The organism is Nonomuraea sp. NPDC049695, from assembly GCF_040674955.1.
Lineage (GTDB): Bacteria > Actinomycetota > Actinomycetes > Streptosporangiales > Streptosporangiaceae > Nonomuraea > Nonomuraea helvata.
In genome coordinates, this window is the sequence record NZ_JBFANV010000085.1 from 21,621 (window position 1) to 44,663 (window position 23,043).

The window sequence follows — 23,043 nt, forward strand, 5'->3', positions numbered from 1 at the left end:
ACGACATATGGCAACCCCCGGCCAGTGGATCGCCGGCGCACGCCCGCGTACCCTCGCGAACGCCGTCGTGCCCGTCATGGTGGGCACCGGAGTGGCGATCGGGCAAGGCGGATTCGTGTGGTGGCGGGCGGTCCTGGCACTGCTCGTGGCGCTCTCGCTGCAGATCGGCGTCAACTACGCCAACGACTACAGCGACGGCATCCGCGGCACCGACGACCAGCGGGTCGGCCCCATGCGGCTCGTGGGCTCGCGCGTGGCCCCGCCGCGGCAGGTGCTCACCGCCGCGCTGACCTGTTTCGGGGTCGCGGCGGTGCTGGGGCTGGTCCTGGTGGTCGTCACGCGGGCGTGGTGGATCCTGCTGGTGGGCGCCGCGTGCATCGCCGCCGGCTGGTTCTACACGGGCGGCAAGCGCCCGTACGGCTACCGCGGGCTGGGCGAGCTGGCCGTGTTCGTCTTCTTCGGCGTCGTCCCCGTGGTGGGCACCGCGTACGTGCAGACCGAGTCCCTGAGCTGGCCCGCCTTCTTCGCCTCGATCCCGGTCGGGCTGCTCTCGTGCTCGATGCTCGTGGTCAACAACCTGCGGGACATCGGGACGGACACCCAGTCGGGCAAGCGCACGCTGGCCGTGATGCTGGGGGCCGAGCGCACCCGTGCGCTCTATGTGGCCTGCCAGGTGGTGCCGTTCGTGGTGGCGCTGGGGATGGTCGTGATCACGCCGTGGACCGCGCTCGCCCTGCTCGCCGTGCCGCTGGCGATCCCCGCGATCAGGACCGTGCTGGCCAAGGCCGTGGGCCCGGCGCTGATCGCGGTGCTGCAGCAGACGGGCAAGCTGCAACTGGCGTACGGGCTCCTTTTCGCCGTGGGACTCGCGCTCATCTTCTAGGCTTGGGCGGGTGAAGGACTTCATCGCCGGACTCCCCAAGTGCGAGCTGCACCTGCACATCGAGGGCACGCTGGAGCCCGAGCTCAAGTTCGAGCTGGCCGAGCGCAACAGCCTGGAGCTGCCGTACGCCTCCGTCGAGGAGATGCGGGCCGCCTATGACTTCGACGACCTGCCGTCCTTCCTCAAGATCTACTACGAGGGCATGCAGGTGCTCCGCACCGAGCCCGACTTCTACGACCTGGCCATGGCCTACCTGCGCAAGGCCGCCGAGCAGAACGTCCGCTACGCGGAGATCTTCTTCGACCCGCAGGCCCACACCTCGCGAGGCGTGCCGTTCGACGTGGTGATCAGGGGCCTGCGGCGGGCGCTGATGGACGCCGAGGCCCGGCTCGGGGTGCGGGCGCAGCTCATCATGTGCTTCCTGCGCGACTTCCAGGCCGAGTACGCGATGGCGACGCTGCTGGAGTCGCTGCCGTACAAGGAGTGGATCGTGGGCGTGGGGCTCGACTCCGACGAGAAGGGCAACCCACCGGTCAAGTTCGCGGCGGTCTACGAGCGCGCCAGGCAGGAGGGCTACCTGCTCACCATGCACTGCGACGTCGACCAGGACGACTCGATCGAGCACATCCGTCAGGCCGTCGAGGACATCGGCGTCAACCGCGTCGACCACGGCGTCAACATCCTGGAGGACCAGCGGCTGGTCCAGGTGGTGCTGGAGCGGGGCATGGGGCTGACCTGCTGCCCGATCTCCAACGGCTACGTCACCGACTCGATGAAGGCCGAGGGCATCCGCAAGCTGATGGACCTGGGCGTGCGGGTGACGATCAACTCCGACGACCCCGCCTATTTCGCGAGTTATGTCGGCGAGAACCTCGAGTCGCTCCAGGAGGCCCTCCAGCTCACCCAGGAGGAGCTGGCCCAGCTCGAACGGAACGCCTTCGAGATCACCTGGCTGCCCCGGCATCTCAAGGACGCCTACCTGGCCGAGGTCGACGCGTACCTCGAGTCGAGAGGCGATATCACAGTTCGATAACCCGCGATAGTCGGCGGTGCGGGCGATGCATCCTCTTTAATAGGGGGAATCATGCCCGATATCGCGATGCTCTCGGACGCGCCGGTGGACTGGCGCGGTGATCTTCTCCAGTTCCGTCGGTACGTCGACCCGCTCGTTTCGGTCATTACCAATCCGCGCACTCAGACGCCTTTTACCATCGGCGTTTTCGGCGCGTGGGGAAGCGGTAAATCGACCCTGCTGCAAATGGTCGACCAGCGGCTCCTCGACCGGCACGGCGCCGAGTTCGTACGCGTGCATTTCAACCCCTGGGTGCACCGCCGCGAGCCCGAGATGCTCCTCCCCCTCCTGAACGCCCTGCACACGGCGCTGGACCAGGACCCCGCGCACCGCTTCGCCGACAGCGTCAAGCGGCTCGGCGCCATCATGCTGAACCTCGCCGCCGACGAGCTGCTGAAGCGGATCAATGTGGGTTCCGCGAGCGTGGAGAAGATCGGCAAGCTCGCGCAGCAGTACGCCGAGATCCGCGGCCAGGTCGACAGCCAGACCGGCCGCCTGCGCGGGCTCCTGCAACAAGAGGCCGACCGTCTGGCCGAAAAGGGCAGGAAAATCATCTTCTTCGTTGACGACCTCGACAGGTGCGAGCCCGACCAGATCATCGACGTGCTGGAGTCGATCAAGCTCTTCCTCGACCTCAAGAACGTCTTCGTGATGATCGCGCTCTCCAAGGACGTGGTCGACCGCGGGGTGTCGGTGAAGTACAAGCCGTTCGGCTTCCCCGATCATGCCGTCATCGCCGACGACTACCTCGACAAGATGATCCAGCTCCCGCTGCACCTCTACCCGATCGGCTCCGCGGAGGTGGGCGACTTCATCCGCGGCTCGCTCCTGGGCGACCTGGCGGCTAGGCACGTCGCGACGCTGGAGAGGATCGTCGCGCCGAACCCGAGAAAGATCAAACGCGTGCTCAACCTGCTGCGGGTGACGGAGGCCATCATCGAGGGCACGCCGAGCCTCGCCGGGTTACAGCCCGACCTGGTCGTGCGCCTGGTGGTGCTGCGCGTGCAGAGCCCCGACCTGTTCATGGACGTGGTGCGGCAGCCGGCGCTGCTGGTGGCTCTGGAGCTGGTCCACCAGGACAAGCTGGCCACCGACACGCTCCGGGGCTTCCAGCTGCGCTTCGGCGCGCGGGCCGAGGAGATCCAGGCCTTGACGAAGGCCTACCACGGCAAGCACGACTTCCTCGCGCCGCTGTTCACCGGCTCGGCGTTCGAGCCGGCCGCCGCCGAGCTGCCCGACTACCTGACCATGATCGGTGGATGAGATGCACCCCGCCGACGCCCGCTACGAGCTCTACGGCCTGGAGGAGAACCCCTACGCCGTCAGGCCTCTGGACGCCGTCGCCTGCGACTCCGACCGCGAGCTGCTGCTCGAGCTGGCCGGCATCCGCCTGCGGGCGATCGAGGAGGCCGTCCGGCGGGCGGTCGCCAGGAGGCGGCCCGCCTTCTTCCTGATCACCGGGGTGGGCAAGAGCGGCCGGACCTCGCTGGCCAACCACGTGATGCGGCTCTACAGGGACGCCTGCGACAAGCCGGACTACACGTTCGTGACCCACGAGGCCGAGCCCGAGGACATGACGCACGACGCGTACGCGCAGATGACGTCCACGCTGCTCGACCTGCGCAACAAGATGAACGAGTGCGCGATCAGGATCCCTGACGAGCTGCGCGCCCGCTTCACCGAGCTGAGCCGGCGCAGCAGCGTCGACCCGATGAACGAGTACGACCTGCAGGAGATCGCCGGGTTCGCCGGCGCCACCTTCGCCGCCGCGAACGTCGGCTTCGGCATCCGGTACGAGAGCGTGCCGACCAAGAAGCTGATCTGGCTGGCCACCAAGGTGTTCGAGAGCACGAGCACGGTCGTCGTCTTCATCGTGGACGCCTACGACCACGCCAACACCGCCCAGCTGACCATGGCCGACCGGGAGCGGTTCGCCACGCGGGGGCAGATCGTGGACCTGGGCACCCTGACGCCGGAGCAGATCGCCGAGCTGGCCCGCCGCCGGTGGAACGGCCGGCCGCCCCCGCCCTTCCACGATGAGGGGCTCAGGGACGCCCTGAGCGGCCGCACGTACACCGTGGGCCAGGCCATGCGGCGCCTGGAGCTGCTGCTCGAGTTCCGCCTCAGAGAGTACGACAAGGACGACCCGTGGCCGACGGCCGACCTGCACATGCCCGAGAACTGGCTGCGGCTCAGGATCTGGCAGGGCGAGAGATGGAACGGGCTTGGAGGCATCCATGGCTGACTACCCGCGGCGCAACCCCTTCCCGGCCCGGGGCACCTCCAGCGCGGAGGAGACCTCCCTGCCCGGCTTCCTGAGCGACTGGTCGCGCCACACCCCCACTGCGATCCTCCCCGGCGTGCGCGGGACCGAGCGGACGGCGAGGGCCTACCTCGACGGCTTCCCTCGCGACGGCGCGCTCAGCTGCATGTACGGCGCCCACGGCACCGGCAAGACACACGCCGCCCGCCACATGATGGCGTTCGTCCACGGTGAGAACCCCGAGGCGATCCAGGTCTACCTGCGCTTCCAGGAGGACGACTTCGTCGCCGCCTACCGCCGCCTGGTCTCCCAGCTGCCGCAGACGCTGCTCGCCGACCTGAGCCTGAGCTACCTGGGCACGATCGAGGACGACCTGGCCGCCAGAGCGGCTGTCCCCGCCGCGGGCGAGCCGATGGAGCTGCTCGGCGCCGACCAGGTCGAGACCGGGGAGGTGCTGGAGGAACAGGCCAAGGAGATCGCCGCCGTGGCCGGCGACGCGCCCAGGTTCCAGCGGGCGCTGTCGTACCTGATCAGGCCCGGTTACTCCGAGGCCGCCTACGACTGGCTGTGCGGCAAGCCGATCAGCGCCGAGGCCGCGGCCGCCATCGGGGTCGGCGGCCGGATCGACGACCCCGTGACCTGCCGCTACGGCCTGCAGCTGCTGACCACGCTGGTGACCAGGGGCGGGCGGCCGTTCGTGGTGGTGCTCGACCAGTGCGAGAAGTTCCTGCTGGAGGACGGCGAGCCGGTGCCCGCCAACGCCGGTCTCCTGCAGGGCCTGGTCGAGGTGATCCCGCGGGCCCGCGGGCTGCTGCTGCTCGTGACCAGCGAGAGCGGATGGGACGCCATGCCGCAGGACCTGCGCCAGCGGCTCGGCGCCGGAGCCTGTCACCTGCTGCCGCTCACGCCGGAGGAGGCGCGGCAGGTGCTGGCCGCGTACATCGGCGCCGCTTCCCAGGGCTCCTCCGACGGCATCCGGCCGTTCACCGAGAAGGGCCTGCTGGCGCTGCTGCGTCACAGCGGCGGCAACATCCGCCTGCTGCTGCAGTTCGCCTGGTCGAGCTTCGAGGAAGCGGCGCCGCGATCGGTGCCGATCGACGCCGGAGTGGTCGCCCGTGCCGCGTCCAGCCACAGCCGCTGCCCCGGCCTCACCCGTCTGGCCATGCTTGTCGAGAACGAGCTGCACACGCGCGGGCTCAGCGCGGAACGGGTCGAGGAGAACGGCCGGATCATGTCGTTCCAGCTGCCCGACCAGCGCGAGCCACGCGTGGTGATCAAGCTGTCCGAGGCGGTGTTCTTCGACGACGAGGCGCTGAACGCGACCGAGCTCGTCGGGTCCACCGCCCGCTCGGCCTTCACGGCGCTGCTCGTCACGGGGTACGTCAGCCCGCCGGTGCTGGACGAGCTGCGCGGCGCGCTGCACGCCGTGCTGGTGGCCGACGGCTCCGCCGCCTTCGCCCGCGACCTGCACGGGCTCGTCGAGCGGATCGCCTCCATGCCCGCACGGGACGGCCGGCCGGGCGAGCTCGACCCGACCGCGCGGGCACGCCTTGAGGAGCTGTACGCCGACCGGCTCGGCGAGGCGGCGGCGCTGCGCCACGAGCTCGCCAAGCTGGCCGAGCGGCTGGAGGACGACCAGCGCAGACCGCGTCCCGGCTGGCCCGCCCGGCGCGCGGACCTGGTGGAGCGCGTCTCCCAGGTCAGGGCCGAGCGCGCCGCGGCCGACTGGGAGGAGTTCCGCAGGAGCCGCACCGACGTCGTCAACCAGCGGGAGACGCTGCTCGGCTGGCTGGCCGTGGCCGTCGGCGCGGCGGCGGTGCTGACCGTCATCGCCCTGGCGACCGCCTCGCTCCACTCGATCCCGTTGAGCGCGGCGCTGGTGGCGGGAGCGCTCGGCGCGGCGGGCGGCGCCGTGCTCGCCCAGAGGAGGCTGGCCGCGATCGGGGTGGGCCATCCGAAGGCGGTCCTGCGGTCCCAGCGCGACCTCGACCGGCTCGCCCGCGAGACGGTGCCCGACGCGCGCTCCGCCGATCCGCTCAGGCGCTACGCCTACGCGCTCAAGGAGGACCCGGACGAGGCGTATCCCCGTCTGGCGGAGGCCCTGCTGCGGGAGCCGCTGCCCCTCGTCAGGCAGGCCATGGGGCACCGCCTGGCCGCGTCCACCCGCCTGGCCGCGGACTGCGTGCCCGAGGTGCTGCGCGGGCGGCGCGAGGGCGTACCGGAGGTCCTGCTGCTGCTGGCGCGCAGGCAGCGGCGCGCCGAGTCGGGGCCGCCGCGCGCGCTCCGCGACCTGCCACCCGAGCTGCGCGTGCTCGTCGCGCTCGCCAACCCGGACGCGCTCGAACTGGCCGACGGCGCACTCACGCAGCAACCCGCCGACCTGGCGCTGGAGGCGCTCGGCGTGCGCGGGTCGCAGCACCTGCTCGCGCTGGCCTTCCGCGGCGGCGTGCCTCAGACCGCGCCGATCGAGATCCCGCCGACCGCACTCAGAGCCACCGCGCACCTGCTGTCCCCGCTGGAACGCGACGGGCTCGGCACCTACGACTGGCTCCCGGTGATCACAAAAATAGATGATCTATACCTATTTTTCGAGGAATTGCTGTATTACCAAGAGGAAATTCGCTCTAGCAGCCATAAATCTTGACTAGCCCTCGAAGTCGTGAGACATAGGGACCGGGGGCCAGCGCCGTTTCCCGCTCGATCGAGCCCAGGATGGGGCGCACGACGCATAAGGGGTAGCCGTTGTTAGGAAGCCCTGATTCGCAGCCGCTGCTCACCGGGGGATTCCCCGAATTACTCGACGTCGAGGCGCTGCTGGCGAGCGGCTGGAAACCGCTGGCGTTCCAGCAGTTCATTCTGAAGATCCACAGCCGCTGCGATCTCGCCTGCCGCCACTGCTACGTGTACGAGATGGCGGACCAGGGCTGGCGCGACCAGCCCCGCAGGATGTCCGACGCCATCGCCGAGCGGGCCATCGAACGGATCGCGGAGCACGCCACCCGGCACGACCTGCCGGAGATCGACGTCGTCCTGCACGGCGGCGAGCCGCTGCTCGCGGGTCCCGACCTCATCTCCCGGCTGGTACGCGGCATCCGGGGCGCGGTCAAGACCGGCACCCGGGTCAACGTCAACATCCAGACCAACGCGGTCCGGCTCGACGAGGAGTACCTGCGGCTGTTCGAGTCGCTGGAGATCCGCGTCGGGGTGAGCATGGACGGCTACGCGGAGGGCCACGACCGGCACCGCCGCTTCGCCAACGGGCGCGGCAGCCACGCCCAGGTCAGCGAGTCGCTGCGGCGGCTGACCGCGGGGCCGTACCATCACCTGTTCAGCGGGATCCTGTGCACGGTGGACGTGCGTAACGATCCGCTGCGCACGTACGAGGCGCTGCTGGAGCACGACCCGCCCGCGGTCGATTTCCTGCTCCCGCACGGCAACTGGGCGACACCGCCGCCCTTCCGCGTACCGGGCTCGCCCGAGACGCCGTACGCCGACTGGCTGATCACGGTCTTCGACCGCTGGTACGACAGCCCGGTCCTGCAGACCGAGATCCGGCTGTTCCGCGAGATCATGCGCCTGCTGATGGGCGGCCGCTCCCGGGCCGAGTCCGTCGGGCTGTCGCCGATACGCATGATCGTGATCGAGACCGACGGCAGCATCGAGCAGTCGGACATCCTGAAGAGCGCGTACCACGGCGCGCCCGAGACCCGGCTGCACATCCTGCGGGACCCGCTGGACGCGGCGCTGCGGCATCCGTCGATCGTCGCGCGGCAGATCGGCGAGCTGGCGCTCTCCCCCGACTGCCGCCGCTGCGAACTCGTGTCCACCTGTGGCGGCGGCCTCTACGCCCACCGCTACAGCCCGGACGCCGGCTTCTCGGAGCGCTCGGTCTACTGTCCCGACCTGTACCGGCTGATCTCGTACATCGGCGCGCGGTGCGAGCGCGACCTCGCGCGGCTGCGGGGAGCGGGATGAGCCCGTCCCCGCATCTGATCTCCCGCAGGTCGTTCTCCGGGCTGGCCACCAGCGAGGGCGGCGCGAAGGCCGTGGGCGAGCTCTGCGCCGCGCAGGAGAGCAAGCACCGCCTGCTGGTGGCGCTGCTCGTGGACGAGGCCGGAGCACACCGGCACGCCGCCCTCGTGGCCCGCGCCTCCGAGGCGCTGGAGGAGATGGAGGCGGACGCCCCCGAGGAGGTCGGCCGCCTGCTGCGCCACCCCGCGGTGGGCGCGTGGGCGCTGAGCGCGTGCCGGGGTCGCGCGGACCCCGGGCGGCTGGCGGCGGTCGCCCTGGCCGCGGCCGTGCTCACGCGTACCGCCTGCCGCCTGGACGTGCCGGTCGGCGGCCCGCTCATGCTGCCCTCCGTGGGCCTGCTGAGCCTGCCCGGCGACCTGCCGGAGGTGGCCGAGGTGTCGGTCGAGCCCGCGAAGGACGGAGCCTCGGACGGCGGGGCCGAGCTGCGGGTCGGCGGCCGTACGTACCGGGTGGACGTGGCGGGCGACCGGCCGGGCTGGCAGGTGCTCCATCGCGTGCCCGTCGCGCCCGGCGTGACGATGACCATCGACGACCTCGACCCGTACCGCTGGCCCGGGGACGACGCCGACGGGCGCCTGAGCGGCGAACGGCGGCGCACGTGGGTCTCCTGCCTGCGCGAGGCGTGGGAGATCCTGGGCTCGCACCACCGGACGGTGGCGGGTGAAGTGGCCGCCGCGGTCTCGGTGCTCACGCCCGTGGTCGCCCGGACGAGCGACCAGCACAGCGCCTCGGCGCGGGTCACGTTCGGCACGATCGCGCTGTCCGACCCGATCGACGGCCTGGGCATGGCGCTGACCCTCGCCCACGAGCTCCAGCACGCCAAGCTGGACGCGCTCAGCGCGGTGGTGGAGCTGACCCTGCCCGACGACGGGCGCCGCTTCTACGCGCCCTGGCGCCCGGACCCGCGCCCGCTCTTCAGTCTGCTGCACGGCGTGTACGCGCACGCGGGCGTGGCCGGGTTCTGGCGGCGGCACACTCAGGACGCCGAGCACGGCACGCGGGCCCAGGTCGAGTTCGCCCACTGGCGCGAGGCGGCGTACCAGGCGAGCCGGACGCTCCTCGACAGCGGCGGGCTGACGGAGGCCGGCACCCACTTCGTGGCCACGCTCCGCGACACGCTGGGGCGCTGGCGGGCCGAGCCGGTGACGCCTGCCGCCGCCGCCCAGGCCCGCCTGCGGTCCGAGCACCACAGGGAGGCCTGGGTCAGGACGAACACCCAGGTCTAGACGGGTCTAGATGGGCGGCGGGTCGAAGTCGCCGTGGAGCCGCTCGCCGGCGAGCACCGACAGGGTCTCGGGGTGGTCGCGCCCGAGGACCGCGTCCAGCCGCCGCGTCGTGTCCGCCAGCAACCGTTCGGCCTCCTTCTGGCTGCCCGTGGCCCGCAGGTCGAAGCTCAGGTTGGCGGCGCACACGAGGCTGAGGTAGTGGTCGGGGCCGAAGGCCGCCTGGATCCGCCGGTGGTTCTCCTCGCCCAGGCTGCGCGCCTCGTCGTGCCGGCCGAGCGCGGCCAGGTCGTTCTGCAGGTTGATGGCGCAGCTCACGGTGTAGTCGTGGTCGGCGCCGAGGCGCTCGGTGAGGCCGGCGAGGGCCCGTTCGCTGATCTGGCGCGCCTTGGCGGGGTCGCCGTTCAGGCGCGTGAGCAGCGCCAGGTTGATGCTGCCCGCGTGGGTGAACGGGTGGTTGGAGCCGAACACGTTGGGATAATGGTCGAGCGCGCGCTTCGCGAGCTGCAGCGCCTCCGCGACGTCGCCGTCGGCGCGCAGGGCGTTGGACAGGCCGAGGGCCGCGGCCATCGTGTCGGCGTGCACGTCCCCGTACAGCCGCTCCAGACGGGTGTAGGTGTCCCTCAGGAGCTCCAGGGCCTCGGGAAGCCGCCCGCTCCGGCGCAGGGAGATCGCGTAGTCCTTGGCCGCCAGCAGGGTGATGGGGTGGTCGTCGCCGAGCTGCGCCACGCCGTACTGGTACGCCTCCTCCGCCATGTCGGTGGCGATCTGGACCTGGCCGCCGAGCCGCACGGCCCGGCTCAGGTTGGTCCAGGTGGAGAGCAGGACGCGGCGCCCGATGCCTTCCGCGCTGCTCCTGTGCAGGTAGACATCCTGGAGCAGCCTCCCGGCCGCGTCGTAGTCGCTCGTCAGCGCGTAGTCGATCGCCAGGTTGTTACGGGCTTGCAGGGTTTCGCCGGACTGGGGGCCGGTCACCCGCTCGTATGCCTCGAGCAGCTCCTGGTCGCTCTGCCGTGCCTGGAAGAACTCACCGCGGCCGCGGAGCGCTCCCGCGTTGCCGTTCTTCGCCCAGAGCGCCTCCAGGCGCTCAGGACCGATCGTCTCGATCATCCCCTGCAAGGCCTCCGACATGAGCTCATAGGCCCTGGTGTAGAAGGTCAGGCCCAGGTAGACGATGCCGAGGTGGATGCGGGCGACCAGCACGTCGACATGCTGGGCGCCGCTGACCTCGGTCCACTTGGCGATGTACTGGTTCAGCAGCGCCTCCGCCTGCCTGTAGCTGCCTCGCACGTACAGGTAGCGCACCAGGTCGAGGGCGAACGTGCGCACGGACGGCACCGTGCAGTCGATGACGCCGGAAGGCTCGAGGTGGGCGGCCAGCTCCTCGAACCGGGGCCACCTGGCCGTGTCGTCGGGGTCGCTCGGCGCGGTGCCCGCCAGCAGCATGTGCACCTCGTGGCGCAGCTCCTCGCGGTCCTCCGGGTTGGTCTCGTCGCGGAGCAGCGCCTGGTTGAGCCGGTGGACCTGGAGGGTGCGGGTGGACGGCTCCACCTTGACCAGGGCGAGGCGTTCGAGATTGCTCAGCGCGTTGGTGAGCATGATCGGGTCGGACAGGATCTTCCCCAGGCGCGGGCCCACCGCCCGGTTGCCCCGCCGGAACACGTCGCGCGGGATGGGCTCCGGGCCGAAGAACGCGCAGCAGCGCAGCAGCTCGACCGCCTGCGGCACGCGGTCCTCGAGCTGCGAGACCGACACCTGCCACGCCGCCGTCATGGACTGCGGATAGGTCGGCGACTTCTCCAGGCTGAGCACGGCGCCCGTCCGCTTCTTCACCAGGCCGACGTACTCGTCGACCGACATCAGTGTGCGCAGCAAGAGAGCGGCGGCCTGCTCGAGCGCGAGCGGAAGGTCGCCGAGCACCTCCGCCACCAGGTTGGCCTCCGACTCGGTCATCGCGCTGCCCAGGCGCTTGAGCAGGAACGCCATGCTCTCCTCGCGCTTGAACACGTCGACCGCGACCGTGTCCTCGTAGTCGCTCCAGCGCGAGTTGCGGGAGGTGATGATGACGTGGCCCGGCCCCCGGGGGATGTAGTCCTTGACCAGGTCGGGCTCCTCCGCGTTGTCGAAGATCACCAGCCAGCTGCGGTAGGGCACCCCGCTCTGCAACGCGCGCAGCACCGACTGCGCCGCCTGCTCCACCCCGGTGCTGGTGGCGGGCGGCAGGCCGAGTGCCGTGGCCATCGCGGCCAGCGACGACGGCACGAGCATGGGCTGGTCGGCCGAGACCCACCAGACGAGGTCGTAATGGGTGCGGTACTGCCAGGCGTACTCGACGGCCAGCTGGGTCTTGCCCACACCGCCGAGGCCCTGCAGCGCCATGGGCTGCGCCACCACGGCGGTCACGGGACTGATGCTCTTCCTCAGGGAGAGCAGCAGGTCCGCGCGACCGGTGAAGTTCGGATTGCGCTTCGGGACCCGTTCCCAGACCTGTGGCGCGCGCGCTGCCATGGAATGCGAGTTTTCCGACACGTCATCCTCCGCTCGGCGCCACGTACAGGTTCTTATAGCTGTATGGCCCCATCGTAAAGGTTGATTAGTCGAGCGGTTTATCACAGAATTAATACACATAAAAAATCTTGCTCGGCCCCGTCGGGCAAGATCTGTGCGCACGCTCATAAGCGCCCACATGTCACCCGACATCCGGGTGACCGAAAAGGACGGAGTGCACATGCGTGACGGGCAGTATGGTTCAGGCAAGCTGATCGACGTGACAGCCGTGTCCCTGCGCAAGCTCCACGAGATGGACAGCGCCGCGCTCCGGGACGTGCTGACCGCGTGCCTGACCGACGACAAGGAGCAAATGGCACGTTTCCAGAGCTCCATCTAAGACATACTCCGCATATCCCACCAGCGGGCCTGAAACCGGGCGCGCCCGGGCAACAATTCATCTCCGCGGTGGGTGTGCCGGCCGCGCCGGACGTGCAAGGATTATCGATCTCCTTGACCGTCACGCAGGAAATGTGCGATGAAACGCGGCTGCGGAGGGAATCGCCATGACGACTTCCGGCATGGGTACGCAGGCGGCGCCGGGGCCGTACCGGGGCTCGCGCGCATTTCGCGCCGAGGACCGCCACCGATTCTTCGGGCGCGGCGCCGAATCCCACGAAGTACGCAAGCTGTGGCGGGAGCAGCGGCTGACCGTCCTGTACGGCGCCTCGGGGATCGGGAAGACCTCGCTCCTCCAGGCGGGTGTCATGCCGCTGTTCAGCCCCGGCGCGGCCGATATCCTCCCGCTCGGCCGGGTGTCCTACGGGTCGTCCTTCCCGCAGGCCGCGCTGCCTGACCACAATCCGTACGTTCTCGCGCTGCTGATGTCGTGGACCCCGCCGGCGCCGCCCACTGGCCTGGTGGGCATGACGATTGCGGCGTTCCTCCGCTCCCGGCCGGTCAAGCGTGACGCCTTCGGCGAGCCGACGCCGATCCTGATGGCCATCGACCAGGTCGAGGAGCTGTTCACCGGCGGGCAGGGGCAGCAGCCGTACCGGCGCTGGTTCTTCGGCCAGCTCGCCGAGGCGCTCCGCGACAACCCCCGCCTGCGCCTGCTGCTGTCGATCCGTGCGGACCGGCTCCCCGACCTCATGAAGTACGAGCGCGAGCTTGCCAAGATCCTCAAGGACGAACGCGGGCTCGCCGACGCCCAGGAGCACGACCGCGAGCCCGGCGACTCGGGGCCGGAGCGCTACGCGCTGGAGGCACTGGGCTTCGACGGCGCGCTGGAAGCGGTCACCAGGCCGGTGGAGGGCACGGGGCGCGCGTTCGCCGAGGGCGCGGCCGAGCAGGTGGTGCGGGACCTCATCGCGATCAGGACGCGAGCGGGCAGCCGGCAGCGGGGCCAGGCGGTGGAGCCGGCCCAGCTGCAGGTGGTCTGCGAGTCGCTGTGGCGATCCCTGCCCCCGGAGACCACCGAGATCAGACGGAGCGACGTGCTCAGGTACGCCGACCAGGCGCTGTCCGAGCACTACGCCAGGCAGCTCAGGGAAATCGCCGTCGAACGCTTCAACGGCGACGTCCGCCTGCTGACCACCTGGCTGCGGCTGACCTTCCCCGGCCGGGCCGGTGGCGGGCCGCAGGCCGTCCGGCAGAGCGCGATCAGGTCGGCGGGGGTCGGCAAGACCGTGGTCGCCCTGCTGGTGAAGCGCCGTCTCCTCCGGGCCGACGAACAGCTGGGCGAGAGCTCGTACGAGCTGGCGTACGACCGGCTGCTCCAGCCGGTCGAACAGGATGAGCAGATCGTGGAGGCGATCCCCGTCGAGCTGCGCTCCGAGGACTGCCTCCGCGAGGCGGAAGGCGCCCTGCGCGAGGGCGATCTCTTCCTGGCCGCCCGGCTCGGCGAGGAGGCGCTGGCCCGGGCGCAGGAGCACGACCTCACGCTGCGCGCGCAGATCGAGTCGCTGCTCGGCAACGTCGCCCATCAGCACGGTGACCTGGACCGGGCCATCGCCCACTACGCCACGGCCGCCAGGAGCTTCGAGACCTCCGGGGCGGCGGCCGCCGTCGGCCCGCTGCTCACGGCCATCGGGAGGCTGCGGCTGGCACAGGGCTCGCCCGCGGCGGCCGTACGCGAGTTGCACGCCGCGATGATCCGCGTGCCGGCGGACCTGACGATCCAGACCGAGCTGGCCTGGGCGCTGTGGCAAGGCGGACATCCTGACGCGGCCGTGGGCGTGCTCAACGGCGTGCTCGACCGGCAGGGCAACAACATCGACGCCCTGCTCGGCCGCGGCCAGATCCTGGCCGGTATGGGGCGGCCGCAGGCCGCGCTCCGCGATCTCGAGCGGGTGGGGCCGCTGCGCCGGCCGTTCGCCAAGGTCGCGCACGCGCTCGCGCTCGCGCAGAGCAAGCGGGTGCAGGAGGCCCAGCAGGAGATGGTGGAGGCGCTGGCCGAGGCCGTGGATCATGGGCCGGTGCTGCTGTACGCGGCGCGTGTGGAGGAGCTGGCGGGCAAGAGCTCCTCGGCCGCGGCACTGGCCCAGCAGGCCATCGCGGCCTCGGCCCCCGCGATACCCGAGCACATGACCAGGGACGCCCGGCGGCTGGCTGGCGTCAGGTGAAGACCGCGCCTGTCAGACGGCCACCCGGCTCCAGGGGGAAGGCACGGCTGTCGGACGTCAGGCGGCGCTTCCGGGAGAGGCCGGCACCAGGTAGGCGCGCAGCACCCGCATGCGGGTGGCCGGCACCGCCACGCCGAGCATCGCGAGGAGCAGCACGAAGGAGCCGCCCGCCACCCCGAACCAGGTCACGAGGAAGCCGCCCAGAGGCGCCGCGAGGCAGATCGCGCCGTGGGAGGTCAGCCGGGAGACGCCGACCACGCGGGCCAGCGTCTTCGGCGGGATGCACTCCACCTCGATGGCCCTGATGCACACGTTGCTCACCGCCCCGCCGAAGCCCGTGATGAACAGCGCCATGGCGAAGAAGACCGCCCGGATCTCCAGCATCGCGCCGAGGGCCGCGGTGGACAGCGCCGCGACCCAGATCCACATGTGAACGAACAGGATCGAACGCATCGGCCGCCTGAGATAAGGCGTCAGTGCCGCTCCGACGGCTCCCCCGACGCCGGCGGATGCCAGCACGAGCCCGACCGTCAACGACGTGAGGCCGCTGGAACCGGCCACGAAAATCATGATCATCGCATTCACCATCAAATTGGTGATGGCGATGAGCGCGACCGAAGCGCGGAGAAACGGCTGGTGCTTGAGCGCCCGGAATCCGGCCAGCAGGTCCCGCTGCCACGACGGACGCGCCGGCAGCCGGCTGGGACCCGTGCGCATCCCCAGGAACAGCAGGAACGACATGGCGAAGAGCACCGCGTTGACCGCGAAAGGCATCAGGTATCCCAGCCCGAACAGGTAGCCGCCGAGCGGCTTGCCCGCGAGCGAGGCCAGATGGCTGGCGCTCTCCGTCCTCGCCAGCGCGTACCGCAGCCCGGTCCGCTCCACCAGGGACGGCACCAAGGACATCTCCGCCAGCATGTAGAGCACCCACATCGCACCCTCCACGAACGCGGCCAGGATCACGTGCGGCAGCCACACGTGATGCAAGAACACCAGCGCCACGCACACACTCACCACGCTCAGCCCGCGCACCGATTCGGCGAAGAGCACAATCGAACGAGGCGGTATCCGGTCAACCAGAATCCCGCCAGGAACATAGAGGATCAGAATTGGGAGTGTCAGGGCAAATCCGGTCCAACCCGCCGCAGCGGGTGATCCCGTTACCGCGAGCGCCAGAAGCGGATAAACCACACCGAGAGTGCGGGTGCCGATCGTGGAGATGGCCGAGCCGGCCCAGACCCTGACGAAGTCCGGCGTCCAAGGAGGCGGCGAGCCGCGCCGTGCCGCGTAAGTTCCTTCCACGCCCCCGCCCCAGCCGCTTCCCTCGGGCCGCATGACCTCTGCGTCATCAATACGCGTGGGAACAGCGACATAGTGCTTGCAACGGGATGCACGGGAAAACGTCGACCACCATATCGGCACTGCAACCCGTTGAAGTATAGCCAGGCAACGTGCAGGTAGGAGGCATTCTGGCTTTCCCAATTACGTACGTTTACCGACCGAATCATACTGTTTGCGATTCACTATCGCATAATAAGGCGATCAGGAGTATTGACCGCTCGGAAGGTGGCCTCACACCTTATGATCAACAATGCCCGGTTATCACGTGACCTCGCCGCCTTGGGGATCGGACCCGGGCAGGTCGTGCTCATGCATTCCTCTCTCAGCCGCCTGGGTCACGTCGAGGGCGGCGCCGGCACAGTGGTCGCCGTGCTGCGCGACCTGCTCGGCGGCGACGGCACTCTCACCGTCCCGAGCGGCACCTCCGCCAACTCCGACACCTCACCGCACTACCGCGGCGCCACCGCGGGGATGAGCCCGGACGGCATCGCTCGCTACCGCTCCGCGATGCCGGCCTACGACCCCCGTACCACGCCGTCCACGTCGATGGGCGTGATCGCCGAGTGCGTACGCACCCTGCCGGGCGCCCTCCGCAGCGCCCACCCGCAGACGTCCTTCGCCGCCATCGGTCCACGCGCGGCGGCGATCACCGGCGGGCACGCCCGCGACTGCCTGCTCGGCGAGCGCTCGCCGCTCGCCCGGCTCTACGACGCCGGAGCCCTGATCCTGCTGCTCGGCGTCGGCTACGACAAGTGCACCGCGTTCCACCTGGCCGAATACCGCTACACCAGCGACCCGCCGCGGCGCGGCTACCGCGCCGTGGTCGACGACGGGCAGGGGCCCGGGTGGTGCGAGTTCGTGGACGTGGACGTGGATGTGAGCGACTTCGAGGCCCTGGGCGCGGACTTCGACGGGACCGGCGCGGTGCGGCGCGGACGGGTCGGCGCGGCCGAGGCCCGCCTGTTCCCGCTCATCGCCGCCGTGGACTACGCCGTCGACTGGTTCGCCACCCACCGCAGGCGCTGGCCGTACTCGGCCTGATGGCCTCACGACCAGAGCGCGAGGAAAGCGGGAGAACTAGAGATTCTTTTCACAGAAGGAGAAGGAAGCCCTCCCATGGCCTCGCGATCTTCACTCTATCAGGCGGGGATCAGCTCATGCAGCGTCGCCGGCGTGTACACCCGCGCGCCCTCCGGCAGGTCGGCCGACGCCTGCAAGCCGATGTAGGTGGTGTGCTCACCCGCCGAGCCTTTGGCCCGCAGTAGGTCCACCAGGTACCGGACGCGCAGATGATCGCGTTCGACGATCGAGCGCACCAGCAGGGAGGCCGTGACGCGATTGCCTTCCACCTGGTTGAAGCCGGGGTGCCCCTTCAGGTAGAGGTGCAGCCACTTCACCTGCCAGGCGCCGTCGTCGCCGCGCAGGAAGACGAGCGGCAGGGCGACGCGGCCCGCGCCGCGCAGGTCGGACTTCATCCGCACCGTACGAGGCTCGAAGGGCATGCCCTCCTGCGCGGCCTCCCTGATCATGTACCCGAAGAACGCCTCAGCCGCCTCGTCGAACGCCTCGCCGGCGAAGATGTTGACCTGCGGGATGATGATCGGCCGGGTCGCCTGGGCGAGGCGGATGTTGATGAACTCGCTCGCGCCGTCGGCGGCGTCGGTGAGGTCGCCGGAGTACTCGGCGAAGCCGTTGCCGTAGTTCGTCCACGAGACGTGCTCGGCATTGCCGTAGGAGGCGTCCAGCATCAGGGCCGACAGGTCGTAGTCGGTGCGCCGCTCCGCCTGGCGCCAGTGGACGAAGAACCGCAGCAGTTCCCCGTCCACCCGCGACAGCGAGCCGCGCGGCAGCATGCCGAGCCCGGGCGCGACGGCCTTGCCGGACAGCGGCAGGGCGACGTCGAGCACCTCAGGATCGACGATCAGCTCGCCAGGGTCGGGCAGGCGCCGGGTGATCTCCTCATCCAGGACGGCCACCGCGCGCGCCACCACGTCCTCCTCCAGCCGCGAGCGGGCATCGGCCGTCGCCCAGGCCCGGCCGCGCCGGTTGACGAAGACGCGCCCGGAGGCGAGGCCGAGCCGGTTCTGCAGGTGCTCCCGCAACGACAGCAGGACCCGTCCGGAGGCCCCCGCCGCGGCCTTCTCGGCGGCCTCGAGCACGATGCCGGGGTCGGTGCCGGTCCGCAGCAGATGATCGAGACGGCGCAGCAGCGCACCGGGCGCCCTCTCCAGCAGCTCCACCGCGTCGCCGGTGCGGCCGCCCGACAGGGCCTCCTCGACGCGGCTGTCGAAACCGCGCACCTGGCGTACGCCTCGCGCGACCTCGAAGACCTGAGCGGCACGCGGGAAGCGCGGGTACTCGTGCGGGTGCAGCCGTTCACCGAGCCGCTTCCACGGCTCGCGATGGCGCGGAACGTCGCCGAGCTTGGCCGGCGATGCGACCGCGTCCAGGGCCTGCAGCAGGGCGCGGCGCTCGGCCCGCCGGAACGAGCGGAACCTGGTGGAGGTGGCCAGCGTGACATCGCCGCCGGAGCAGCCGCAGGCGAGCCGGAGCACGTCAGTCACCGTGTCCACGAGCAGCGGCCGGCCGGTGGCCAGGCGCACTTCGTTGATGACGGCGCGGTTTTCGCGCACCGGGATGCGTTCCGGCTCGTCGGTACAGAAGGCGGCCAGCGTGCGCAGCGCTGCCAAGTCCTCGGCCGGCAGTGGCGCCTCCGACCTCGCAAGAGAGAAGTACAGTTCGCGCGCTTCCGACTCCAGGCTTGCGCCGAGGTCCAGCACGGTCACCCGGTCGCCTGCCAGCGGCATGAGCTCGGCGTGCGCGGCCAGCAGGTCGGCATAGGTGTGCTGGTAACGGCCGTAACCAGGCAGCGCGAGCAGGTTGAGTGTCGCCGGCTGGACGCGCGCGGCGGCGACCGGGTCGAGCAGCGCCTCCCGCAACAGGCCCACCCAGAACTCCACAGTGTCGGGCACGTTGCGGGGGAAGTTGAGGAAGTAGGCGTTGTGCTGCACATGGTCACCGACCAGGTGGCGGACAGCGGCCAGGACGCGCGCGCCGAGATCGACCACGGTCTCGCCGCGCAGCTTCGCCAGCCGGTCGAGCAGGGCCGCCGAGCACTTGAACCCTACGCTCAGCAGCGCAGCGTCGAGCTGGCGGGCGGCCACCTCTCCCCAGCCCTGGTGGGAACCGGTGGGGGCGTCGCCGATGGGGACACGCAGCCGCCGCGCGATGACGAGGCTTTCAAGATTGTCCACGACCGCACCTTATAGCCGGAGCTTCCTGATATGCCGCACATTTCCGGTGGGCAAGCGGCGCGTAGCGGACGTTGCGGCACTGGCGGGAGCCGTCGTCGTAGCCCGTGGGACGATGCGCGGATTGGCGGTCGCATCCCGTTTCTTCCCGCACCCTGAAGGTCAGCCCGGCCGGCATGGCGCCGGCGTCCTGGAGAAGCTCGATGCTGCGGGCGACCCGCTGCATGTCGATCGTGGGAAGAGGTTGCGCACCGCCGAACCCGTCACTCTCGGGACGAAGGTCAGGCGTTGTAGCGGAGCCAGATCTGGTGCGCTTGGTGATGGCAGTCCCACTGGACGATGGAGGCGAAGTCGTCCAGCGATCCGCCGAGCACTTCCATGCACAGGTTGGTGCCGTCGTTCTGGTGCACGTTCGGGTCGGTGCTCTTGGTGATCCACACCTGCTCGGGCGTGTACGCGTAGCAGCCGATCTGCTTGATCGGCGCCATGAGGTCATGGCTCCAGGCCATGAGGCACTTTCCGGTGTAGGCGTTGCCGAGGAGGTGGAAGTCGATGGACCCGTCGCCCTCGGTGTGCCAGAGGTACCACATCTGCCCCGCCATGCCGGCGACGCACCTGTACTGCACGGCCGGCGCGCCGTTGTCCTTCGACCCGTTCAGAATGTCCAGGCACTTGCCGCTGTTGAGGTTCCGGTACGTGTACGGCCCGACCCACGAACCCTTGACCTGCACCCCGTCCTTGGTGACCGGCGGCGGGGGCGGCGCCGGCACGTCGTCGCCGGTGACGAGCGCGGCTTCCATGCCGGCGTTCAACGGCGCCGCGTTCGCCGTGCCGGACAGGCCGCCGACCAACAGTGCGACGGCCGAGACGAACGTGGCCATTCTCCTGACACGCATGACGATGTCTCCCTCTCGCGTGCGATTTGTACGGACGATCGCATCGCGAGGGGGGTTCGGACCAGGTCAGTAGCAGGACATTGGCCGGACGTCTCCACCATCAGCCAGGCACGGCCGTTCGGGGTCGGCACGATGAACGGCGGGAGCTATCTGGTCATCCTCGAGAGCCATCCCGAGGACCGCCACCGATTCAGCGGCGCATCACCACGCGGGGCGCGACCTCGATCCCCAGCTCGCGCTCATGCTCCACCACCGCGCGCAGCTCCGGCCCCCACTCCTCCTCGGGCATCACCGAGAAGCCGTGCCGCGCGTACCACGGCGCGTTCCAGGGCACGTCCCGATACGTCGTCAGCGTCACGGCCGGTGCCCCGGCGGCACCCGCGTGGTCGATGACCGCCGCCATCAGCCGCCCCCCGATGCCCTGGCGCATGCTCCGCGGATGTACGGCCAGCTGCTCCAGGTGCAGGTTGCCGTCCACCCACCCGATCATCGCGAACCCGGCCGGAGGAGTGCCCTCCACCAGGACGGCTCCGGGATCGTCCACCTCTTCGATCATGGTCGTGCCGGGCGGGAAGACGATGCCCACCTGCTCGAAAAGCCCGTCCGCCGCCAGCTCCACAGCGACCAGCCCGGCCAGCTCGTCCGTCTCCGCCCATCGCACCATGCCGACACGATCTCATGTTTCAGGCGGATCTCGCCGTTCGTATTAGTGTTTGTGCTCGTAGGCTCGGCTGTGCGGAGTCGAGACCCTCTCCTCACGGCGTGCCCACGACCGTACGGTGGTGGGCACGTCGTGTGCGGCCAGAGATCGCACACGGGCCTCAGAGATCGAGGAGTGGCTCCAGGCCCACGGTGAGGCCGGGCAGCTCGCGCACGCGGCGCACCCCGAGCAGCACGCCCGGCGTGAACGCCGACCTGCTCATCGTGTCGTGCCGGATCGTGAGGATCTCGCCGTCGCCGCCCAGCAGCACCTCCTGGTGCGCGATCAGCCCGGACAGCCGCACCGCGTGCACGTGCACGCCGCCGACGTCGGCCCCCCGGGCCCCGTCGAGCGCGGTGCTCGTGGCGTCGGGCATCTGGCCGAGCCCCGCCTTGGCGCGGGCCTCGGCAACCAGCTCGGCCGTGCGCCGGGCCGTGCCCGACGGCGCGTCAGCCTTGTTGGGATGGTGCAGCTCGACGATCTCGACGGACTCGAAGTAGCGGGCCGCCTGCTGGGCGAAGTGCATCATGAGCACGGCCGCGATGCCGAAGTTGGGGGCGATCAGGCAGTGGGTGCCCGGGGACTCGGCCAGCCACCCGCGCACGGTCTCCAGCCGCCCCTCGTCGAACCCGGTCGTCCCCACCACCGGGTGGATGCCGTGCCGGATCGCCCACTCGAGGTTGCCCATGACCACGTCGGGATGGGTGAAGTCGACCACCACCTCGGCGCCCTCGAGCCCCTCGATGGGGTCGTCCTTGTCGAGCGCGGCCACCAGCTCCATGTCGGCGGCCGCCTCGACTGCCTTGCACACCTCGACGCCCACGCGGCCGCGGGCGCCCAGCACACCTACCCTGATCACACGCCAACCTTATCGGACGGCGTCGGAGAAGTCCTTGTCGCCGTACGGGCCGATCACGGCGAGCGTGAGAGGCCGTTCGAGCACGTCCCTGGCCACCTCGTCGATCTCGTCGGGGGTGACCGCCTCGATGCGGGACAGCACCTCGTCCACCGACATCAACTCGTCGTAGACCAGCTCGTTCTTGCCGATGCGCGACATGCGCGAGCCGGTGTCCTCCAGGCCGAGCACGAGCCCGCCGCGCATCTGCCCCTTGCCGCGCATGATCTCGTCGGCGCTCAGGCCCTCGGCCACCACCCTGGACACCTCGTCCCGGCAGATCTTGAGCACGTCGTCGATCTTCGACGGCAGGCAGCCCACGTAGATGCCGAACTGGCCGGTGTCGGCGTAGGCCGAGGTGTAGCTGTAGGCGGAGTAGGCCAGACCGCGCTTCTCCCTGATCTCCTGGAAGAGCCTGGACGACATGCCGCCGCCCAGCGCCGCGTTGAGCACGCCGAACGCGAACCTGCGGTCGTCCGTACGGGACAGACCGGTCGTGCCGAGCACCAGGTTGGCCTGCTCGGTGGGCCGGTCGAGCACCCGCACGCCGGAGCGCGTCTCCGCCCCCGGGCCGCTGGTGCGCGGCGCGGAGAACTCGGCGGGTCCGCCGAGCGCGCCCGCCCGCTCATACGCCCTGGTGACCAGCTCGACGACCTCTTCGTGCCGTACGTTGCCCGCGACGGACACGACGGTGCGGCGAGGCCGGTAGTAGCGCTGGTAGTACTCGGCGATCCGGTCGCGACCGAGCGCGTTGATCGAGTCGACGGTGCCGAGAATGGGCCGGCCGATCGGCGAGTCGCCGTAGAGCGCGGCGGCGAACTGCTCGTGCACCACGTCGGAGGGGTCGTCGTCGTGCATGGCGATCTCCTCGAGGATCACGCCGCGCTCGGACTCGACGTCCTGCTCCGTGATGAGCGAGCTGGTCACCACGTCGGCGAGCACGTCCACCGCGATCGGCAGGTCCTCGTCGAGCACGCGTGCGTAGTAGCACGTGTACTCCTTGGCGGTGAAGGCGTTGATCTCACCGCCGATGCCCTCGATGGAGGCGGAGATCTCCATCGCGTCGCGCGTGGGGGTGCCCTTGAACAGCAGGTGCTCAAGGAAGTGGGTGGCCCCCATGTGCTCGGGGGCCTCGTCGCGCGAGCCGATGCCGACCCACATGCCGACCGCGACACTGCGCACGGTCGGCATGGTCTCGGTCACCACGCGCAGCCCACCGGGGAGGACAGTGCGCCTCACCACCCCGGCGCCATCCCTGCCGGGGTGCAGCGTGGTCGTACTCACAGGGCCTCCGAGGTGCCGCCGCGTCTAGCCGATCACGTGACAGGTGGCCGTCGCCGTCTTGGTGGGGTCGCTCTCCGAGGTGGCGGTGAGCT

General features: G+C 70.2%; 17 protein-coding genes. 10 read left to right on the forward strand and 7 right to left on the reverse strand.

What is annotated here, in order from left to right; translation table 11 throughout:
* Window positions 1-7 precede the first annotated feature (7 nt).
* From AB0J64_RS44960 to AB0J64_RS44990, 7 genes are all read left to right on the forward strand, one after another.
* Window positions 8-883, forward strand: a complete 876-nt coding sequence (locus AB0J64_RS44960; protein ID WP_364041926.1) for a 1,4-dihydroxy-2-naphthoate polyprenyltransferase — start codon at window positions 8-10, stop codon at window positions 881-883.
* Window positions 884-893: 10 nt separating this feature from the next.
* A complete protein-coding gene (locus tag AB0J64_RS44965) occupies window positions 894-1,916 on the forward strand; it encodes an adenosine deaminase (protein ID WP_364041928.1) in 1,023 nt (340 codons plus the stop codon).
* A 66-nt stretch (window positions 1,917-1,982) separates the two neighbouring features.
* Window positions 1,983-3,218 carry a P-loop NTPase fold protein gene (locus AB0J64_RS44970; protein WP_364041956.1) on the forward strand — a complete coding sequence of 412 codons (1,236 nt, stop codon included), beginning with the start codon at window positions 1,983-1,985 and terminating at the stop codon, window positions 3,216-3,218.
* Window positions 3,211-4,200: a hypothetical protein gene (locus tag AB0J64_RS44975; RefSeq protein ID WP_364041930.1), complete on the forward strand. Its 990-nt coding sequence runs from the start codon at window positions 3,211-3,213 to the stop codon at window positions 4,198-4,200. The genes AB0J64_RS44970 and AB0J64_RS44975 overlap by 8 nt, the downstream gene beginning before the upstream one ends.
* Window positions 4,193-6,862, forward strand: coding sequence for a hypothetical protein (locus AB0J64_RS44980; RefSeq protein WP_364041932.1), 2,670 nt, complete (start codon window positions 4,193-4,195; stop codon window positions 6,860-6,862). Before AB0J64_RS44975 ends, AB0J64_RS44980 begins: the two co-directional genes overlap by 8 nt.
* A gap of 98 nt (window positions 6,863-6,960) precedes the next feature.
* Complete coding sequence (locus AB0J64_RS44985) at window positions 6,961-8,193, forward strand: FxsB family cyclophane-forming radical SAM/SPASM peptide maturase (protein WP_364041934.1); 1,233 nt, start codon at window positions 6,961-6,963, stop codon at window positions 8,191-8,193.
* Window positions 8,190-9,476 (forward strand): HEXXH motif domain-containing protein, encoded by a 1,287-nt coding sequence (locus AB0J64_RS44990; protein ID WP_364041936.1) that lies wholly within the window; start codon window positions 8,190-8,192, stop codon window positions 9,474-9,476. Before AB0J64_RS44985 ends, AB0J64_RS44990 begins: the two co-directional genes overlap by 4 nt.
* Window positions 9,477-9,482: 6 nt before the next feature.
* Here the strand turns inward: AB0J64_RS44990 and fxsT are convergent, their stop codons facing one another.
* Window positions 9,483-11,981, reverse strand: a complete 2,499-nt coding sequence (gene fxsT / locus AB0J64_RS44995; protein ID WP_364041938.1) for an FxSxx-COOH system tetratricopeptide repeat protein — start codon at window positions 11,979-11,981, stop codon at window positions 9,483-9,485.
* 178 nt (window positions 11,982-12,159) lie between these two features.
* Here fxsT and AB0J64_RS45000 point away from each other — a divergent pair, with 178 nt between their 5' ends.
* Window positions 12,160-12,360: a hypothetical protein gene (locus AB0J64_RS45000; RefSeq protein ID WP_344986522.1), complete on the forward strand. Its 201-nt coding sequence runs from the start codon at window positions 12,160-12,162 to the stop codon at window positions 12,358-12,360.
* A gap of 166 nt (window positions 12,361-12,526) precedes the next feature.
* Complete coding sequence (locus tag AB0J64_RS45005) at window positions 12,527-14,584, forward strand: tetratricopeptide repeat protein (protein ID WP_364041940.1); 2,058 nt, start codon at window positions 12,527-12,529, stop codon at window positions 14,582-14,584.
* 57 nt (window positions 14,585-14,641) lie between these two features.
* Here AB0J64_RS45005 and AB0J64_RS45010 read toward each other — a convergent pair whose 3' ends face one another.
* Window positions 14,642-15,919 carry an MFS transporter gene (locus tag AB0J64_RS45010; RefSeq protein WP_364041958.1) on the reverse strand — a complete coding sequence of 426 codons (1,278 nt, stop codon included), beginning with the start codon at window positions 15,917-15,919 and terminating at the stop codon, window positions 14,642-14,644.
* 315 nt (window positions 15,920-16,234) lie between these two features.
* Between AB0J64_RS45010 and AB0J64_RS45015 the strand changes: the two genes are divergently transcribed.
* Window positions 16,235-16,966: an AAC(3) family N-acetyltransferase gene (locus tag AB0J64_RS45015; protein WP_364041942.1), complete on the forward strand. Its 732-nt coding sequence runs from the start codon at window positions 16,235-16,237 to the stop codon at window positions 16,964-16,966.
* Between the two features lie 98 nt (window positions 16,967-17,064).
* Here the strand turns inward: AB0J64_RS45015 and AB0J64_RS45020 are convergent, their stop codons facing one another.
* The 5 genes from AB0J64_RS45020 to AB0J64_RS45040 form a co-directional block, all read right to left on the reverse strand.
* Entirely contained in the window at window positions 17,065-19,179 is a 2,115-nt protein-coding gene (locus tag AB0J64_RS45020; protein WP_364041944.1) for a hypothetical protein, read from the reverse strand.
* 278 nt (window positions 19,180-19,457) lie between these two features.
* On the reverse strand, window positions 19,458-20,072 hold the full coding sequence (locus tag AB0J64_RS45025; protein ID WP_364041946.1) for an RICIN domain-containing protein: 615 nt from the start codon (window positions 20,070-20,072) through the stop codon (window positions 19,458-19,460).
* Between the two features lie 190 nt (window positions 20,073-20,262).
* On the reverse strand, window positions 20,263-20,736 hold the full coding sequence (locus tag AB0J64_RS45030) for a GNAT family N-acetyltransferase (RefSeq protein ID WP_364041948.1): 474 nt from the start codon (window positions 20,734-20,736) through the stop codon (window positions 20,263-20,265).
* Between the two features lie 157 nt (window positions 20,737-20,893).
* On the reverse strand, window positions 20,894-21,631 hold the full coding sequence (gene dapB / locus AB0J64_RS45035) for a 4-hydroxy-tetrahydrodipicolinate reductase (RefSeq protein ID WP_364041950.1): 738 nt from the start codon (window positions 21,629-21,631) through the stop codon (window positions 20,894-20,896).
* Window positions 21,632-21,640: 9 nt separating this feature from the next.
* Window positions 21,641-22,951, reverse strand: coding sequence for a pitrilysin family protein (locus AB0J64_RS45040; RefSeq protein ID WP_364041952.1), 1,311 nt, complete (start codon window positions 22,949-22,951; stop codon window positions 21,641-21,643).
* Window positions 22,952-23,043 lie beyond the last annotated feature (92 nt).